The organism is Ectopseudomonas toyotomiensis (assembly GCF_017167985.1).
Taxonomy (GTDB): domain Bacteria; phylum Pseudomonadota; class Gammaproteobacteria; order Pseudomonadales; family Pseudomonadaceae; genus Aquipseudomonas; species Aquipseudomonas toyotomiensis.
Genome location: NZ_CP070505.1, coordinates 5,006,980 through 5,025,272, shown reverse-complemented (window position 1 = coordinate 5,025,272; position 18,293 = coordinate 5,006,980). Strand labels below are relative to the sequence as shown.

Annotated in this window: 14 protein-coding genes; 5 read left to right on the top strand and 9 right to left on the bottom strand. The window is 61.8% G+C overall.

Annotation, left to right across the window (positions count from 1 at the left end; genetic code table 11):
* The first annotated feature begins 135 nt into the window (after positions 1-135).
* A complete protein-coding gene (locus JWV26_RS23305; RefSeq protein WP_074919022.1) occupies positions 136-1,983 on the top strand; it encodes a SurA N-terminal domain-containing protein in 1,848 nt (615 codons plus the stop codon).
* 53 nt (positions 1,984-2,036) lie between these two features.
* Here JWV26_RS23305 and JWV26_RS23300 read toward each other — a convergent pair whose 3' ends face one another.
* From JWV26_RS23300 to JWV26_RS23270, 7 genes are all read right to left on the bottom strand, one after another.
* Positions 2,037-3,584, bottom strand: a complete 1,548-nt coding sequence (locus JWV26_RS23300) for a phospholipase D family protein (protein ID WP_072423831.1) — start codon at positions 3,582-3,584, stop codon at positions 2,037-2,039.
* Positions 3,585-3,783: 199 nt separating this feature from the next.
* A complete protein-coding gene (gene fabI / locus JWV26_RS23295; protein ID WP_003461408.1) occupies positions 3,784-4,578 on the bottom strand; it encodes an enoyl-ACP reductase FabI in 795 nt (264 codons plus the stop codon).
* A gap of 28 nt (positions 4,579-4,606) precedes the next feature.
* A complete protein-coding gene (locus JWV26_RS23290) occupies positions 4,607-6,220 on the bottom strand; it encodes an ABC transporter ATP-binding protein (protein WP_072423832.1) in 1,614 nt (537 codons plus the stop codon).
* 1 nt (position 6,221) lies between these two features.
* Entirely contained in the window at positions 6,222-7,241 is a 1,020-nt protein-coding gene (locus JWV26_RS23285; protein WP_072423833.1) for an ABC transporter permease, read from the bottom strand.
* A gap of 2 nt (positions 7,242-7,243) precedes the next feature.
* Complete coding sequence (locus JWV26_RS23280; protein WP_003461414.1) at positions 7,244-8,329, bottom strand: microcin C ABC transporter permease YejB; 1,086 nt, start codon at positions 8,327-8,329, stop codon at positions 7,244-7,246.
* A gap of 1 nt (position 8,330) precedes the next feature.
* Positions 8,331-10,190: an extracellular solute-binding protein gene (locus tag JWV26_RS23275; RefSeq protein ID WP_072423834.1), complete on the bottom strand. Its 1,860-nt coding sequence runs from the start codon at positions 10,188-10,190 to the stop codon at positions 8,331-8,333.
* The gene (locus tag JWV26_RS23270) at positions 10,187-12,016 is read right to left on the bottom strand and encodes an extracellular solute-binding protein (RefSeq protein ID WP_072423835.1); all 1,830 of its coding nucleotides are present in this window, start codon (positions 12,014-12,016) and stop codon (positions 10,187-10,189) included. The genes JWV26_RS23275 and JWV26_RS23270 overlap by 4 nt, the downstream gene beginning before the upstream one ends.
* A gap of 108 nt (positions 12,017-12,124) precedes the next feature.
* On the opposite strand from JWV26_RS23270, the gene JWV26_RS23265 reads away from it, so the two are divergent.
* Positions 12,125-13,606: an HDOD domain-containing protein gene (locus JWV26_RS23265; protein WP_396508989.1), complete on the top strand. Its 1,482-nt coding sequence runs from the start codon at positions 12,125-12,127 to the stop codon at positions 13,604-13,606.
* Here JWV26_RS23265 and JWV26_RS23260 read toward each other — a convergent pair whose 3' ends face one another.
* Both JWV26_RS23260 and gloB read right to left on the bottom strand, forming a co-directional pair.
* Positions 13,607-15,181 (bottom strand): lytic transglycosylase domain-containing protein, encoded by a 1,575-nt coding sequence (locus tag JWV26_RS23260; protein WP_206417917.1) that lies wholly within the window; start codon positions 15,179-15,181, stop codon positions 13,607-13,609.
* Positions 15,182-15,302: 121 nt separating this feature from the next.
* Entirely contained in the window at positions 15,303-16,076 is a 774-nt protein-coding gene (gene gloB, locus JWV26_RS23255) for a hydroxyacylglutathione hydrolase (RefSeq protein ID WP_206417916.1), read from the bottom strand.
* Between the two features lie 72 nt (positions 16,077-16,148).
* Between gloB and JWV26_RS23250 the strand changes: the two genes are divergently transcribed.
* The 3 genes from JWV26_RS23250 (at position 16,149) to dnaQ (ending at position 18,234) form a co-directional block, all read left to right on the top strand.
* Positions 16,149-16,907, top strand: coding sequence for a class I SAM-dependent methyltransferase (locus JWV26_RS23250; RefSeq protein WP_206417915.1), 759 nt, complete (start codon positions 16,149-16,151; stop codon positions 16,905-16,907).
* Between the two features lie 41 nt (positions 16,908-16,948).
* On the top strand, positions 16,949-17,401 hold the full coding sequence (gene rnhA, locus JWV26_RS23245; RefSeq protein ID WP_021488942.1) for a ribonuclease HI: 453 nt from the start codon (positions 16,949-16,951) through the stop codon (positions 17,399-17,401).
* Positions 17,402-17,532: 131 nt separating this feature from the next.
* Positions 17,533-18,234, top strand: coding sequence for a DNA polymerase III subunit epsilon (dnaQ, locus tag JWV26_RS23240; RefSeq protein ID WP_045736105.1), 702 nt, complete (start codon positions 17,533-17,535; stop codon positions 18,232-18,234).
* Positions 18,235-18,293 lie beyond the last annotated feature (59 nt).

Here is an 18,293-nt window from a genome sequence, read left to right as displayed (position 1 = left end):
AGGTAGTCCTAGACTCTTCTGCTCTGACCGCTTAACGCGTTACGAGAAGGCGCATCCAAGGATGCGCCTTTCTTCTATCTGGACATTACCCACACTGCGCGGCTGGTGACTCTGTACAGTCGTTCTGGGGGAAGCATGCTGCAAAACATCAGGGACAATTCACGCGGTTGGATTGCCAAAATCATCATCGGCCTCATTGTGATGCTGATGGCGTTTACCGGTTTCGAAGCCATCGTCACGGGGACCAGCAATCGCAACAATGCGGCTGACGTGAACGGTGACACCATTACCCTCAACGAGCTCAATCAGGCCGTTGAGATGCAGCGTCGTCAGCTGCTGCAGCAACTGGGTCGCGATTTTGATGCCTCGCTGCTCGATGACAACCTGCTGCGTGAGGCTTCGCTCAAGGGTTTGATCGAGCGCAAGCTGCTGCTTCAGGCAGCCAGTGATGCTCATTTCGCCTTCTCGCAGGGATCGCTGGACCAGGTGATTCTGCAAACTCCCGAATTTCAGGTAGATGGCCGCTTCGATGCCGCGCGCTTCGATCAGGTCATTCGCCAGATGGGCTACACCCGCCTGCAGTTCCGCCAGATGCTGGAAGAGGAAATGCTGATTGGGCAGTTGCGTGCCGGTCTCGGCGCCAGCAGCTTCGTCACCGAGCAGGAGGCGCGTGCCTTCGCCAATCTCGAGCGCCAGACCCGTGACTTCGCCAGTCTCACCATCAAGGCCGATAGCGCTGCGATCGAGTTGAGCGACAGCGACGTCAATGCTTATTACGACGAGCACGCTGGCGAGTTCATGAGCCCTGAGCAGGTCGTGCTGGAGTACGTCGAGCTGCATAAGGACAGCTTCTTCGATCAGGTCGAAGTCAGCGATGAAGATCTGCAGCCGCTGTACGAGAGCGAGATCGCCAACCTGGCAGAGCAGCGTCAGGCTGCGCACATCCTTATCGAGGGCGATGACCAGGCCGCGCGTACCAAGATCGAAGAGATCAAGGCGCGTGTGGACGCTGGCGAAGATTTCGCTGCCCTGGCCAAGGAGTTCTCGCAGGACCCAGGTTCGGCTGCCGATGGCGGTGATCTGGGTTACGCCGGCCCTGGCGTTTACGATCCGGCCTTCGAGGAGGCGCTCTATGCGCTGCAGCAGGGCCAGGTTTCCGAGCCCGTGCAGAGCGAGTTCGGCTGGCACCTGATCAAGCTGCTGGGTGTTCAGGCTCCAGAAGTGCCAAGCTTCGACAGCCTGAAGGACAAGCTGGCGCGTGACTTCAAAGCGCAACAGGTCGAGCAGCGCTTCGTCGAGGCGACCAAACAGCTGGAAGATGCCGCGTTCGAGGCATCGGATCTGGCCCAGCCTGCCCAGGAGCTGGGTCTCGAGGTCAAGACCAGCGAAGCCTTCGGTCGTGAGGGTGGTGCAACTGGCATCACTGCCAACCGTCAGGTGCTGCAGGCTGCCTTCAGCCCTGAAGTTCTGGAAGACGGCACCAACAGCTCTACCATCGAGCTGGACCCGAGCACCGTGGTTGTCGTACGCGTCAAGGAACACAAAAAGCCCGAGCAGCTGCCCCTGGAACAGGTCGCTGAAAGCATTCGTGCCCATCTGCAGCAGGAGCGTGCCAGTGCCGCGGCCAAGGCCGAAGGTGAGAAGCAACTGGCTGCTGCCCAGGCCGGTGAGCAGTCTGCTGCTGATTGGCAGGTTCAAGAGGCGGCCACCCGTAGCCAGGACGGCATCGAGCCCAAAGTGCTGCAGGCGCTGTTCCGTATGCCCAAGCCAGACAAGGCGGGCGAGCCCACCTTCGCCGGCGTGACGCTGAACAATGGCGATTACGTAGTGCTGCGTCTCGATGGCGTGAATGTGCCGGAAGAGGCGCTGGCTGACGAAGAGCTCGCCATGTACCGTAACTTCCTGGCGTCGCGTGCCGGCCAGCAGGACTTCGCCGCGCTGCGCAAGCAGCTGGAAGCCAAGGCTGATATCGAGCGTTTCTGATCGCGTCCGTTACGAGAAAGCCCCGCCTAGTGCGGGGCTTTCTCGTTTCTGGGTTACAACAACCATTCGATGGGCAGCCATGAGAGCAGATGAATACCCAGGCGTTTGAGCAGGCCTGTACCGGGCTCGCTATCGAATCGCCGTTGCTCGCCATCCACGCGCTGCAGCCAGTAGATTCGGTCGTGTTCGTCCAGTCGCAGCTCGTAGGCATTGGCCGGGATATCGCTTTCGAATGCCTGGCCGATGGCTGCTGCCAGTTTCGGGCTTTCGATAAGAAAACCCATCTCCGTATTGAGGCTGGCAGAGCGTGGATCGAAGTTGAATGAGCCGATGAATACTCGCTGGCCATCGAGGGCGAAGGTCTTGGCGTGCAGGCTCGAGCCGGAGCTGCCGAATGGGCCGGCTTTCTCCTGGTGGCCTTCGTCGTCCGCGCCCAGACGCATCTCATAGAGTTTGACGCCGCCTTCGAGCAGGGCGCGCCGGCGTTTGGCGTAGCCGGCGTGTACCGGCGTCACGTCCGTTGCCTCCAACGCATTGGTCAGGATGCGCACTTCAATGCCGCGTTTTACCAGGCCGGTAAAGATGTCGACGCCGGTTTGCGTGGGCACGAAGTAGGGGGATACAAGGTCGACGCGTGACTTTGGAATATCGAGCATTTCGCCCAGATGATTGATCAGCAGCTCGCCGTCACTGGCATTGCCAAGGCCCTTGGCGGGGTCATCGCTGACCAGTGTGGTCTCGCTCCATTCAAAGCCAAGATTCTTGTCCAGCAGGCGCTGAATGAACTCGCTTTCCTGCAGGGTCTTCACGTAGCCGCTGGCTGCAGGCGAGCTGGAAAGGTCTGCCGCGATATCGTGCAGGGGCTGTGGAGCGCTCCGGCTGCGAGGCACGATCAGCTCCAGTGGGTAGCTGGAGTCGCTGGCCCAGTAGCGATCGAAGTCGGCGGAGGTGTCGGCCACGACAGGGCCGATTGCCAGCACATCGAGGTCGGCGAAGAGCATCCCCTCACTGGCGTCGAAGTATTCGTCGCCAATATTGCGTCCACCGATGATGGTGGCCTGGTTGTCCACGGTGAAGGACTTGTTGTGCATGCGCCGGTTGGCGCGTGGAAAATGGGTCAGATAACCCAGCGCCTTGGCCTTTCGCAAGGAGAAGGGATTGAACAGGCGCACTTCGATGTTGGGGTGGCGATCGAGCGTGCTCAGGGTCTGATCGAGGCCGGCGATGCCATTGTCGTCCAGCAGCAGGCGAACGCGAACACCTCGTTCGGCCGCTCTGAGCAGCGCATCGAGCAGCAGGGTGCCGGTAATGTCGTTGCGCCAGATGTAGTACTGAACATCGAGACTGCGCTCGGCCGCTTCGACCAGGAACATGCGCGCGGCAAAGGCATCGCGGGCAGCCGCCAGCGTAAGAATGCCGGACAGGCCGGGGTGGGCGTCGCGTTCGCTGCCCAGTGCTTGCCCCAGCGTGGTATTGGCCGTTTCGGCCTGGGTGAAGGCCTGGCTCTCGGTACGGCCATCCAGCGGTGGCAAGGCGCAGCCGACCACAAGGCTGCATAGTGCGCAGATCAGGCAAGCACGCCATTTGTTTGTCGGGATCATTGACCCATCTCGGTTCCAGGCTTCCAGCTAGGACAACGCCAACGTTGAAGCGTGCCGAGTAGTGGTGGCGTTTCGGTTCGGGTAGCTGAATGCTGACAAAAGCCAGAAACGACAACGCCGCACTTGCTGAGCAATGTGCGGCGTTGTGGGTTCAGGCACGGCTGGGCCGTGCATCGCTCTACGATGTCCGGCGACCTTCTCAGTCTTCCATGGCGCCCATGGCGGTGGTGTTGAAGCCGCCGTCGACGTACATGATCTCGCCGCTGATGCCCGAGGCCAGGTCGGAGCAGAGGAAGGCGCCGGCATTGCCGACTTCCTCGATGGTGACGTTACGGCGCAGCGGAGTCTGCTTCTCGTTGGCAGCCAGCATCTTGCGGAAGCTGGCGATGCCGCTGGCGGCCAGGGTGCGGATCGGGCCGGCAGAGATGGCGTTGACGCGGGTGCCTTCCGGGCCGAGGCTGCCGGCCAGGTAGCGTACACCGGCTTCCAGGCTGGCCTTGGCCATACCCATGACGTTGTAGTTGGGCATGGTGCGTTCGGCGCCCAGATAGGAGAGGGTGAGCAGGCTGCCGTTGCGGCCTTTCATCATCTCGCGACCGGCCTTGGCCAGGGCGACGAAACTGTAGGCGCTGATGTCGTGGGCGATCTTGAAGCCTTCACGGGTAGTGACGTCGGTGAAGTCGCCATTGAGCTGGTCGCCCGGGGCGAAGCCGACCGAGTGGACGATGCAGTCCAGGCCGTCCCACTTCTTGCTCAGCGCTTCGAACACGGCGGCGATTTCCTCGTCGCTGGCCACATCGCAAGGGAAGCACAGGTCGGCGCTGGAGCCCCAGCCGGCAGCGAAATCTTCCACGCGGCCCTTGAGCTTCTCGTTCTGGTAGGTGAAGGCCAGCTCGGCACCTTCGCGGTGCATGGCGGCGGCGATACCCGAGGCGATGGACAGTTTGCTGGCAACGCCAACGATGAGTACGCGCTTACCGGTTAGAAAACCCATTGTGCTATTCCTCTTCCTGTTTCAAGGATCAGTGAGCTGTTGCCGGGGCCAGAAAAGCGGCTTCCAGCAACTGCTGCGTATAAGGGTGTTGCGGTGCACTGAAGATCGACTCGGCAGACCCCTGTTCGACCACCTGGCCCTGCTTGACCACCATCAACTGGTGGCTCAGCGCTCTGACTACCGCCAGGTCATGGCTGATAAACAGATAGGTCAGGTTGTACTTGGCCTGCAAGCCGCGCAACAACTCCACCACCTGACGCTGCACCGTACGGTCGAGCGCCGAAGTGGGCTCGTCCAGCAGGATCAGCGCCGGTTTCAACACCAGTGCCCGGGCAATGGCAATCCGCTGCCGTTGCCCGCCAGAAAACTCGTGGGGGTAGCGATGCCGCGTCTGCGGATCCAGTCCTACCTCCAAAAGCGCGTCGATGATGGCTTGTTCCTGCTCCGCCTCGTTGCCCATGCCGTGAATGCGCAGACCTTCACCGACGATCTGGCTCACCGACATGCGTGGGCTCAGGCTCCCAAAGGGGTCCTGAAACACCACCTGCATCTGCCGCCGCAGCGGACGTACTTCCTGCTGGCTCAGGCCCTGCAACTGCTGGCCCTGGAAGCGAATATCACCGCGACTGGCGAGCAGCCGCAGAATGGCCATGCCCAGCGTGGACTTGCCGGAACCACTTTCGCCGACGATGCCCAGGGTTTGGCCCTGGGGCAGGCTGAAGTTGATGCCGTCCACCGCTTTGACATGATCCACCGTCCGGCGCAGCAGGCCCTTTTTGATCGGGAACCACACACGCAGGTCGTCCACTTCCAGCAACGGCTGGCCCGCAGGATTGGCCGCAGGGTCGCCGCTGGGTTCGGCGCCGAGCAGTTCCTGGGTGTAGGGATGCTGCGGAGCCTGGAACAATTCTTCACACGACGCCTGTTCGACGATGCGACCGCGCTGCATGACACATACGCGGTGGGCAATTCTGCGAACCAGATTGAGGTCGTGGCTGATCAGCAGCAACGACATGCCCAGGCGTGCCTGCAGATCCTTGAGCAATTCGAGGATCTTCAGCTGTACGGTGACATCCAGGGCGGTGGTCGGCTCGTCGGCGATCAGTAGCTGTGGTTCATTGGCCAGGGCCATGGCGATCATCACGCGCTGCCGCTGGCCGCCGGAGAGTTCGTGTGGGTAGGCCTTGAGGCGTTTCTTCGGTTCGGGAATGCCGACCAGCTCCAGCAGCTCCAGGGTGCGTGCGCTGGCGGCCTTGCCACGTAGTCCCTTGTGCAGGGCAAGCACTTCGTTGATCTGCTTTTCGATGCAGTGCAGCGGGTTGAGCGAGGTCATCGGCTCCTGAAAGACCATGGCGATGCGGTTGCCGCGAATACCGCGCAGACGGCCTTCGCCGAGCTTGAGCAGGTCTTCGCCGGCGTATTCGATGCTGCCATGCGGATGACGTGCCAGCGGGTAGGGCAGCAAACGCAGGATCGAGTGCGCGGTGACCGATTTGCCAGAGCCACTCTCGCCAACCAGGGCCAGGGTCTCGCCTTTGTGAATATCGAAGCTGACGCCTTCGACCACGCGCTGGCAGTTTTCGCCCGTGACGAATTCGACGGCCAGGTCGCGCACTTGCAACAGGGTTTCGTTCTGGCTCATGTCATTTCCTCGGGTCGAAGGCATCGCGGGCGGCTTCGCCGATGAACACCAGCAGGCTCAGCATGATCGCCAGCACGGCGAAGGCGCTGATGCCCAGCCAGGGGGCCTGCAGGTTGCTCTTGCCCTGGGCGACCAGTTCACCGAGCGAAGGGGCACCAGGCGGCAGGCCGAAGCCGAGGAAGTCCAGGGCGGTCAGGGTGCCGATCGCGCCAGTGAGGATAAAGGGCATGAAGGTCATGGTCGAAACCATGGCGTTGGGCAGGATATGGCGGAACATGATGGCGCCGTTCTCCATGCCCAGTGCCCGCGCAGCGCGCACGTATTCCAAATTGCGACCACGGAGGAATTCGGCGCGCACCACGTCGACCAGGCTCATCCAGGAGAACAGCAGCATGATGCCCAGCAGCCACCAGAAGTTAGGCTGCACGAAGCTGGCCAGGATGATCAGCAGGTAGAGCACCGGCAGGCCCGACCAGATTTCCAGGAAGCGCTGGCCAAGCAGGTCGACCCAGCCGCCGTAGAAGCCCTGCAATGCGCCGGCGATCACGCCGATCACCGAGCTGGCCAGGGTCAGGATCAGGGCGAACAGCACCGAGATGCGAAAGCCGTAGATCACCCGCGCCAGCACGTCGCGGCCCTGATCGTCGGTGCCCAGCCAGTTCTGCGCCGAGGGCGGCGCGGGAGCTGGTACTTCCAGATCGTAGTTGATGCTCGAATAGCTGAACGGGATCGGCGGCCAGATCATCTTGCCGTCCTTTTCCGCGATCAGGTCCTGAATGTACGGGCTCTTGTAGTTGGCCTGCAGCGGGAATTCGCCGCCGAACACCGTTTCCGGGTAGCGCTTGAGCACCGGGAAGTACCACTGCCCGTCGTAGCGCACGGCCAGCGGCTTGTCGTTGGCGATCAGTTCGGCGCCGAGGCTCAGGCCAAACAGGATGAGAAACAGCCACAGCGACCACCAGCCGCGCTTGTGCGCCTTGAAACGGTCGAAGCGGCGTCGATTGAGAGGGGAGAGTTTCATGCTCAACCCTCCCGACTTTCGAAGTCGATACGCGGATCGACCAGGGTGTAGGTGATGTCACCGATCAATTTCACGATCAGCCCCAGCAAGGTGAAGATGAACAGGGTGCCGAACACCACCGGATAGTCGCGGTTGATCGCTGCTTCGAAGCTCATCAGGCCGAGACCGTCTAGCGAGAAGATCACCTCGATCAGCAGGGAGCCGGTGAAGAAAATGCCGATGAAGGCGGCGGGGAAGCCCGCGATGATCAGCAGCATGGCGTTACGGAATACGTGGCCGTAGAGCACGCGATGGTTGGTCAGGCCCTTGGCGCGGGCGGTCACCACGTACTGTTTGTTGATCTCGTCGAGAAAACTGTTCTTGGTCAGCAGGGTCAGGGTGGCGAAGTTACCGATGACCAGGGCTGTAACCGGCAGCACCAGGTGCCAGAGGTAGTCGAGAATCTTGCCGCCGAGGCTGAGCTGCTCGAAGTTGTTCGAGGTCAACCCGCGTAGCGGGAACCAGTCCCAGTAGCTGCCGCCGGCGAACAGCACGATCAGCAGGATGGCGAAGAGGAACGCCGGGATGGCGTAGCCGACGATGATCGCCGAACTGGTCCAGACGTCGAAGGCGCTGCCGTGGCGGGTGGCCTTGGCGATCCCCAGCGGTATGGACACCAGATACATGATCAAGGTGCTCCATAGACCGAGCGAGATCGACACCGGCATCTTCTCGATGATCAGGTCGATGACTTGGGCGTCTCGGAAGAAGCTGGAGCCGAAGTCCAGCTGAGCGTAGTTCTTCAGCATGATCCAGAAACGCTCGGGCGCCGATTTGTCGAAGCCGTACATCTTCTCGATCTCGGCGATCAGTTGTGGGTCGAGGCCCTGGGCGCCGCGATAGTTGGAGCCGGCCACCGACACTTCGGCGCCGCCGCCACCGATGCGCCCCGTGGCGCCGCCGGCGGCCGCATCGAAACCCTCCAGCTTGGCGATCATCTGCTCGACCGGGCCGCCGGGCGCGGCCTGGATGATGATGAAGTTGATGACCAGAATGCCGAACAGGGTCGGGATGATCAGCAGCAGGCGGCGAAAGATATAGGCCAGCATGTTATTGCTTCGCCTCTTCGGTCGCTTGTTCTGCGGCTTGCTGCTGAGCTTCGCTCGGCTGCTCCAGGCCTGGGCGCACCCACCAGGTGTGCAGGCCGATATCGTAGAGTGGCGTGATCTTCGGGTGCTCGAAACGGTTCCAGTAGGCGACACGCCAGGTCTTGATGTGCCAGTTGGGGATCACGTAATAGCCCCACAGCAGCACGCGATCGAGGGCGCGGGTATGGGCGATCAGGTTCTGCCGCGAGTCGGCGTTGATCAGACCTTCGACGATCTGGTCGATGGCCGGGTCCTTGAGCCCGATGAAATTGCGGCTACCGGGATTGTCGGCGCTGGAGGAGTGCCAGTATTCGCGTTGCTCATTGCCCGGCGAGTTGGACTGGCCGAAGCCGCTGACGATCATGTCGAAGTCACGCGAGCGCAGGCGGTTGATGTACTGCGAAACGTCGACGCGGCGAATCACCAGATCCATGCCAAGGTCAGCCAGATTGCGCTTGAATGGCAGCAGCACGCGCTCGAACTCGGTTTGTGCGAGAAGGAACTCGAAGCTGACCGGCTGACCATTGGCATCGAGCATGCGATCACCTTCGATACGCCAGCCGGCCTGTTGCAGCAGCTGGTAGGCGCGGCGCTGTTGCTCGCGAATGATGCCGCTGCCATCGGTGACCGGTACGCGGAATTCCTCGCTGAACACCTCGGCCGGAATCTTGCCGCGCAGCGGTTCGAGAATCTTCAGTTCGTCTTCACCAGGCAGCCCCTGCGAACCCAGTTCGGAATTGTCGAAATAGCTGCGGGTGCGGAAATAGGCGCCGTTGAACAGGCGCTTGTTGGCCCATTCGAAGTCGTACAGCAGGCCCAGCGCCTCACGTACGCGGCGATCCTGAAACTGCGGACGGCGGGTGTTGAAGATGAAGCCCTGCATGCCGGTGGGGTTGCGGTTCTGGATTTCTTCCTTGATCAGTTGGCCGTTGGCAACCGCAGGGGTGTTGTAGGCCGTGGCCCAGTTCTTCGCGCTGGTTTCCAGCCAGTAGTCGAACTGGCCGGCCTTGAGCGCCTCCAGGGCCACGGTGTTGTCGCGGTAGTAGTCGATCTGGATGCTGTCGAAGTTGTAGAAGCCGCGGCTCACCGGCAGGTCCTTGGCCCACCAGTCGTCGACACGCTCGTAGCGGATGCTGCGGCCGGCCTGGACGCGACCGACCTTGTACGGGCCGCTACCCAGCGGTACCTCGAGATTGCTCTTGGCGAAGTCGCGCTCGGCCCACCAGTGCTTGGGTAGCACCGGCAGTTGGCCGACGATCAGCGGTAGCTCGCGGTTGCCGGCGTGCTTGAACACGAAGCGCACGCTGTGCGGCGATTCCACTTCCACCTGCTCGACATCGGCGTAGTAGCCGCGGTACATCGGTGCGCCTTTTTCCATCAGCGTATCGAAGGTGAACTTGACGTCTTCGGCGGTGATCGGCGTGCCGTCGTGGAAGCGGGCTTCCTTGCGCAGCAGAAAGCGCACCCAGGCGTTGTCAGGTGCCTTCTCGATCTTTTCCGCCACCAATCCGTAGGCGGTGAAGGGTTCGTCCATGCTCTGCACGGCAAGGGTGTCGTAGATCAGGTTGATCTCGTCGGCAGCCACCCCCTTGCTGATGAAGGGGTTGAGGCTGTCGAAACCACCGAAACCCGCTTCGCGAAAGGTACCGCCCTTGGGCGCGTCGGGATTGGTGTATTCGAAGTGCGTGAAGTCGGCGGGGTATTTGGGCGGCTCGTCATAGAGGGTGACGGCGTGTTTGGGGGCGGCGAAGGCAAGGCCGGCCAGGCCGAGCAGAATGAGGCTGCTACCGTGAAGCAGGAAACTGCGCAGCGGGTGGGTCATCGAGCGTTCTCCGTGGGCTTCAGCCACCAGGTGCGCAGGCCCAGCGTGTAGGGCGGCGTGGTGACGAAGGCGAACCGATTGCGGTACGCCAGGCGGTGATAATTGATGTACCAGTTGGGAATGCTGTAGTGCTGCCAGAGCAGGACTCGGTCCAGGGCTCGCGTGGCAGCTACCTGTTCGTCTCGAGTCTGCGCCGAGAGCAGCTTGTCGATCATCTCGTCGACCACCGGATCGTTGACGCCTGCATAGTTCTTGCCGCCCTTGATGTTCACCTGGCTGGAATGGAAGTACAGCGATTGTTCCAGCCCCGGGCTGAGGGTTTGCGGCAGGGTCAGCAGGATCATGTCGTAGTCGAACTGGTCAAGGCGTTGCTTGTACTGGGCGCGATCGACAGTACGCAGGTTGGCGCGTATGCCGATACTGGCGAGGTTGGCAGTATAGGGCTGGAGAATGCGTTCGAGGCTGGGGTTGACCAGCATGATCTCGAACTCGAGGCGTTGACCGCGAGCATTACGCAGCTCCTGGCCGGAGGGTTTCCAGCCGGCATCGGCCAATAGACCGAGGGCGCGGCGCAAGGTTTCCCGGGGGATGCCGCGGCCGTCGGTTACCGGTTGTGTCGGTGGCTCGGTGAGCAGGCGTGCAGGCAGCTTGTCGCGATGCGGCGAGAGCAACAGCCACTCTGCGCCCTCGGGCTTGCCAGTGGCCGAGAATTCGCTGTTGGGGTAGTAGCTGGCGGCGCGCACGTAGGCGTTGTTGAACAGCGTGCGATTGGTCCACTCGAAATCGAACATCAGCCCCAGCGCTTCGCGCACCCTGCGGTCGCTGAACAGATCACGGCGCGTGTTCATGAACAGCGCCTGGGTCTGGGTCGGAATCTGGTGCGGTATCTCGGCGCGAATCACATCGCCGCGGGTCACGGCCGGAAAGCGATAGCCGTTGCTCCAGTTCTTTGCCTGGTTCTCGATGTAGAAGTCGAATTCGCCGGCCTTGAAGGCCTCGAAGGCAACATGGTTGTCGCGGTAGAACTCCACCTCGACGCGGTCGAAGTTGTACTTGCCGCGATTGACCGGCAGATCCTTGCCCCACCAGTCCTTCACCCGCTCGAACACCAGGCGCCGGCCAGGTACCACCTGGACGATGCGGTAGGGACCGCTGCCCAGCGGCGCCTCGAAGGAGGTGCTCTTGAAGTCACGGTCCTTCCAGTAGTGCTGCGGCAGGACCGGCAGTTCACCCAGGCGCAGGATCAGCAGCGGGTTGCCGGCGCGCTTGAAGACGAAACGGATGCGGTGCCGGCCGAGAATATCGACGCGTTTCACTTCCTGCAGGTTGGTGCGGTACTGCGGGTGGCCGTCATTGCGCAGCAGGCGATAGGAGAAGGCCACGTCGTAGGCGGTGATCGGCTTGCCATCGTGAAAACGTGCCTCCGGGCGCAGGTTGAAGACCACCCAGCTGCGGTCCTCGCTGTACTCGACGCTTTTGGCGATCAGGCCATAGCTGGAGGCAGGCTCATCCCCGGACGGATCGTAAGCGCCAGTGCCGACCATCAAGGGTTCGTTCAGCTCATTGGCGCCGTATTGCAGGAAATGTGCGGTCGAGATCGGGCTGCTGCCCTTGAGCGTGTAGGGATTGAGGGTATCGAAAGTACCGGACGCCATGATGCGCAACGTGCCGCCTTTGGGCGCATCGGGGTTGACCCAGTCAAAATGACTGAAGCTGGCAGGATACTTGAGTGTCCCGAACTGGGCGTAGCCGTGGCTCTCGCTGATAGTCGCAGAGGCGGGAAAGCTCAAGGCCAGGCTGAGGAACAGCAGTAGGAGGGGACGCATCGGGCGTGAGATCCGATCCATGGCGGCGTTTGGGCTTCTGGGTCGGTACAGTAACAGCTTGTATGGACAGGAAAAAGAGTGCAGCGGCGGGCGGGCGCTTGCGACGCTATGACATACACTTCAGGGACACACCACGAGGGTACGAATTTGTCGGAACGAAGCCATGGTTTGCAGTCATGGATCGATCGCCTGAACCAAGCCGAACTGCCCGCGCTGGCTGCAGTGGTGCAGGATCTGCAGCGCCTTGCGCAGCAGGATTCTGCTTCAGTGCAGCAGTTGGCTGATGTGTTGCTGCGTGATGCGGCGCTGACCAGCAAGGTGCTACGGGTCGGCAACAGCGTCTACTACAACCCTTCCCAGGAAACCATCAAGACCATCTCGCGGGCCATCGTACTGATCGGCTTCGACAATGTGCGCCTGATCAGTCTTTCGGTGAGCCTGATAGACGGGCTGCTTACCCGTGCACCGCGTGAGCAGTTGCAGATGTTACTCGCGCGTTCTTTCCATGCCGCGGTGCAGGCGCGCAACCTGGCTGGCTATGTCATTTCCGGGCACAGCGAAGAAGTGTTCATCGCTGCGCTGCTCCATCATCTGGGCGAGCTGGCGTTCTGGGGCTGCGGTGGGGCGCAGGCTGACGAACTGGCCGATGCCCTTGAGCGCCCCGGTGTCGATGTCGATGAGGCCGTGCGTGAGGTGCTCGGTGCCAGCTTTCGTCAACTTACCCAGGCGTTGCTGAAAAGCTGGAATCTCGGCGAAACCGCCATCCTCGCTCAGGCGGGCGCCAGCCAGCATGATCCGGCCGCCTACGCCGTACAGTTGGGCGTGCGCATCAGCGAGGCGGCGCTGGATGGCTGGGACTGTGCAGAAATGGAGGGCGTGCTGGGCAAGGTGGCAGCGTTTATCGAGCTGACGCCGGAGGAAACCCTGCAGCAGGTGCTGGCCAGTGCTGATGAGGCGGTCAAGGTCGCCTCGACCTTCGGCGCCAGCAAGTTGTGCCGACTGATTCCCAATACCGATCCCGAGCAGATTCGCCAGCAGCAGGAGGAGCGTCGTGCGCGTTTGCTGCAGCCGGATCTGTTGGTTATGCAGCAGGCATTGCAGGATCTCGGCCTGATGGTCAATGCCAAGGCCGATGTCGGGCTGGTGCTCGACACCTTGCTAAAAGGCCTGCATCGGGGCGCTGGCCTGGAGCGGGTGATGCTCACGGTGCTGGCCGATGGGCAAAGCCGCTTCCGCGCCAAGCGGGTGATCGGTGAAAAGTCTCAGCAATGGCTGGAAGACTTCGTGCTGCCAGCCGAGCAGGTGGAGCAGCCGCATATCTTCAGTTATGCGCTGCGCCATCGCGAGGCGATCTGGATGGGCGTGCCCGCCAGCTACAACCTGGCCGAGCTGGTGACCCAGCCGATTCGGCGCAGTCTTGGCGCTGGCATGTTCTTCATCGCGCCGATCATCGCGGGTACGCGGGAAATCGGCGTGCTGTATGCCGACAGCAGGCTGTCCGGGCGGGCGCTGCGACATGAGCAGTTCGTGGCGTTTCAGCGTTTCACGCAACTGGCGGGGCGTTGCCTGGAGGCGATCAGCAAGCGCTGATCACGGCAGATAGAGGGTCAGCATTTCCCCTGGTTGCAGCTTGCTGCTGCGTGGATTCCAGGCCTGCAGGCGCTTGAGGTCAATCTTGAAGCGCTTGGCGATCACATACAGCGAATCGCCATGCTGTACGCGGTAGTAGGTGGCCTTGTCCCGTGAAGTGGCGGTGCTGCGAGCGGTGCTGGCGACGCGCGCGCCGCTGTCGGCGGCTGCCAGCGTGAGCACCTGGCCGACTTTCAACGCATTGCCCTGCAGCTTGTTCCAGCGCTTCAGGTCATGCACCGCGACCTGGTTGGCGCGAGCGATCTGCCACAGGTTGTCGCCGTTCTTCACCTGATAGGTCCGCGCGCTCGCGCTCTGCGCGACGCCGCGCTGCTGATACAGCGGCTCGCTCGGTTGCGCGCCAGGTTTGCCAGGAATGGTCAGCACCTGGCCGATGCTCAGGTTGTTGCTGCTCAGGCGATTGACGTCCTTGAGCATGCTCACCGACAGGTGATGACGGTTGGCGATGGCGTGCAGACTATCGCCGGAGCGCACGGTGTAGCTCTGCCAGTCGACCATTTCCTGCGGTTTCATCAGGGCCAGGTTGGCGCTGAGCATTTCTGCCTTATCGGTTGGCACCAACAGATGTTGCGGACCGTCGAGGGTAATACCGCGCTTGTAGGCGGGGTTGAGCTGCAGCAGCTCCTGTTCATCCAGGTCGGCCAGTTTGGCGACGCGCGACAGATCCATGTGCTGCTTGATTGCGATCTGTTCGAAATAGGGTTCGTTGGCAATTGGCGAAAGGCTCACGCTGTAGGCTTCCGGCGTCAGGATCACCTGTGACAGCGCCAGTAGCTTGGGGACGTAGTCCTCGGTTTCCTTGGGCAGCGACAGGTTCCAGTAGTCGCTGGGCAGGCCGAGCTTCTCGTTGCGCTCGATGGCGCGGCTGATGCGGCCTTCGCCGGCGTTGTAGGCGGCCAGGGCGAGCAGCCAATCGCCGTTGAACATTTCATGCAGGCGGCTGAGATAGTTGAGCGCTGCCTCGGTCGATGCAGTGACGTCGCGGCGGCCGTCGTACCAGTTGGTCTGGCGCAGATTGTAATGGCGGCCGGTCGAAGGAATGAACTGCCAGAGGCCGACCGCATGTGCCGAGGAGTAGGCCAGTGGGTCGTAAGCACTTTCGATCACCGGCAGCAGCGCCAGCTCCATCGGCATGTCGCGTTCGGCCAGGCGCTCGACGATGTAGTGGATATAAGGTGCGCTGCGTTCGCTGACGGTATTGACGTGTTTTGGATTGCTGGCGTACCACAGGCGCACGCGTTCGATGCGCGGGTTGATGCCGATTTCATCCTGCAGCTTGAAGCCGTCGCGTACGCGTTCCCAGATATCGGCGTATTCGCGCGGCTTGACCTGGTTGTTGAGCCACTCCGGCTCGCGCTCCAGGCCCACGGCTCGGGAAGTGTCAGCCGAACGGTCCGGAGTGTCGCTGGGCAGGCTCTGACAGCCGGCCAGGATCATGCTGCACATCACCGCGAGCGCTCGGGAGCTTCGCGCCAACGCCTTTATATTCAATGGCTTGCGTGATGATAAAAGCATTGGGTGAGGTGTATGTCCCGGCGAAAAGATCGGGCGATTCTAGGAATCGGGCCGGGGGTGGTCAAGTTTTCACCAGTCTTAATCTGGTCTTTTGCGGGCCTGTCGACCTTTTTCTCAGCGACTAAAACTTGTCCTTCCAGGCACGCAGGCTAGCGAATACGGCGCTTGGCTCGCTCGACTGCCGGTCGTCGCGTCCGTTGGTCGCAGCGACGACCGAAGGCTCGTCAACACGCAGGAAAGGATTGGTGGCCAGTTCCAGTTCGATGTTCGACGGCAGGCTGATGCGACCCTCATCACGCCAGCGGGCCACCTCGGCCAGGCGCGCACTGACGTCCGGGTTGTGCGGCTCGACGGCATGGGCGAAGCGCAGGTTGCTCAGGGTGTATTCGTGGGTGCAGTAGACCCGTGTTGCACCAGGGAGCGCTGCCAGGCGGCTCAGCGACTGGTGCATCTGTTGCGGCGTACCTTCGAAGAGGCGGCCACAGCCACCCGCGAACAGGGTGTCGCCACAGAACAGCAGATTCTGTTCGGCGTGGTAGTAGGCGATATGGCCGAGGGTATGCCCAGGTACAGCCATGACCTCGAAGCGCAGGCCGAGCAGCTCGATTGCGTCGTTATCCTTGAGGTCGACGTCACGAGCCGGAATCTTTTCCGCCGCCGGGCCGGCGACACGGGCGCCGGTAACTGTCTTCAGTTGCTCGACACCGCCAACATGATCGAAGTGATGGTGAGTGATCAGGATGTCGCTGAGCGTCCAGTCATGATGGGCCTCGAGCCAGGCCATGACCTGCGCCGCATCACCGGGGTCGACCACGGCGCAGCGTTTGCTGCGGGCCTCCTGCAGCAGCCAGATATAGTTGTCATTGAAGGCGGGCAGCGCGTCGATCTGGATCATTGCGGGTCGCTAAGCTGGTGATAAAGGTGCATCTTAGACACGACATGCAGAACCTGTCATGCGGAGGCAGCGATGACTGATCAGGCATTCGCCCAGGCCGACCCTGAGTGGCTCAAACTCATCGGCGAGGCGCGCGACTGGCTTGCCGGGCCGCTCGGCCAGCTGTTACTGGAGGAGGAGCGGCGCTTGCTGGAAGAAGAGCTGGCGCGCTTTTTCGGTGGTTATCTGGTGAGCTACGGCCCCGGCGCCGAAGGTCCGCCCAGGGCAGGGCAGATCCAGCACAACGTGCGCCTTGGCGCGCCGATGCCTGGCGTGCAGATTGTCTGTGAGGAGCAATCCTGGCCTTTGGGTGAGCACGCCGCCGATGTGGTGGTGCTGCAGCACGGCCTGGATTTCAGTCTGTCGCCTCACGGCCTGCTACGTGAGGCGGCTCGCAGCGTCAGGCCTGGCGGGCATCTGCTGATTCTGGGTATTCACCCCTGGAGCGCCTGGGGCGTGCGGCGCCTGTTTGCCCGGGATGGTTTGGCCAAGGCGCGTTGCATCGCCCCGAGCCGCGTCGGCGACTGGCTGAGTTTGCTGGGCTTTGCGTTGGAGAAACGCCGGTTCGGGTGCTATCGTCCGCCGCTCGCTTCGCTGGCCTGGCAAATGCGCCTGTGGCGAATGGAGAGCTGGGGCGATGCCTGGCAGTTGCCGGGCGCCGGTTTCTACCTGTTGGTGGCACGCAAGCTGGTGGTCGGCTTGCGCCCCTTGCGGCAATCGCGCCGCGAGCCGATGGGCAAGCTGCTGCCAATGCCGGTGGCCAAGGTCAGTCGGCGCGATCTCGACAACTGAATGCCAGGCTGCGGCCAAACAATTCTGTACAGAGTTTATGAATGTCTGAAACCCATGATGTGGTGATTTACACCGACGGTGCCTGCAAGGGCAATCCCGGCCCCGGAGGTTGGGGTGCGCTGCTGGTGTACAAAGGCGTGGAGAAGGAACTTTGGGGCGGCGACCCCAATACCACCAACAATCGCATGGAGCTGATGGCGGCGATTGCCGGCCTGATCGCGCTGACCCGGCCGTGCTCGGTCAAGCTGGTGACCGACTCGCAGTACGTGATGAAAGGTATCCAGGAATGGCTACCGAATTGGAAGAAACGCGGCTGGAAGACCGCTTCGAAAGAGCCGGTGAAAAACGCCGACCTCTGGCAGAAGCTGGATGAGGAAGTGAATCGCCACCAGGTGAGCTGGCAGTGGGTGCGTGGGCATACAGGCCACCCCGGCAACGAGCGTGCCGACCAGTTGGCCAATCGCGGTGTCGACGATGTGCGTGCGGCGCGCTGAGCGGTGATACAGCACCTGAGTTAAGATGCTGCGCTGACTGTGCGGCAACCCGAATTAGATGAGAGAGGCAAGGCGTGACAACCGAGAACACCGTCAAACGCTACGTAGTGCTGGATACCGAAACCACGGGTATGCCGGTCACTGACGGGCATCGCATCATCGAGATCGGTTGTGTCGAATTGCTGGGCCGCCGCCTGACCGGGCGTCATTTCCACGTTTACCTCAACCCCGATCGTGAAATCGACGAAGGCGCCATCGCGGTTCACGGCATTACCAACGAGTACGTCGCCGACAAGCCGCGCTTCAAGGAGGTCGCCGATGAATTCTACGAGTTCATCAAAGGCGCCCAACTGATCATCCACAACGCGGCGTTCGACGTTGGCTTCATCAACAACGAGTTCGCCCTGCTGGGGCAGAGCGAGCGTGCCGACGTCAGCGATTACTGCTCGGTACTCGATACCTTGATGATGGCTCGCGAGCGTCATCCGGGGCAGCGCAACAGCCTGGATGCGTTGTGCAAGCGTTACGGCGTCGACAACTCCAACCGCGAGCTGCATGGCGCCTTGCTCGACTCGGAGATTCTCGCCGACGTCTACCTGGCGATGACTGGTGGGCAGACCAATCTGTCTCTGGCCGGTGAGGACGCCGATGGCGATGGCAGCGGGCGCCAGCAGGCCACGCCGATCCGCCGTCTGGACGCCTCTCGTCCGCGCACTCGCGTCATTCGCGCCAGCGAAGAGGAACTTGCAGCGCATCTGGCGCGCCTAGCCGTGATCGAGAAATCCGCTGGTGGCCCGTCGTTATGGGCGCAGCTGGAAAAAGCGCCGGAATAACCGAACAGCGCAATTGCGACCTTTTCTTATAGCGTGATGCACAGGGGGTTCCGCCGATC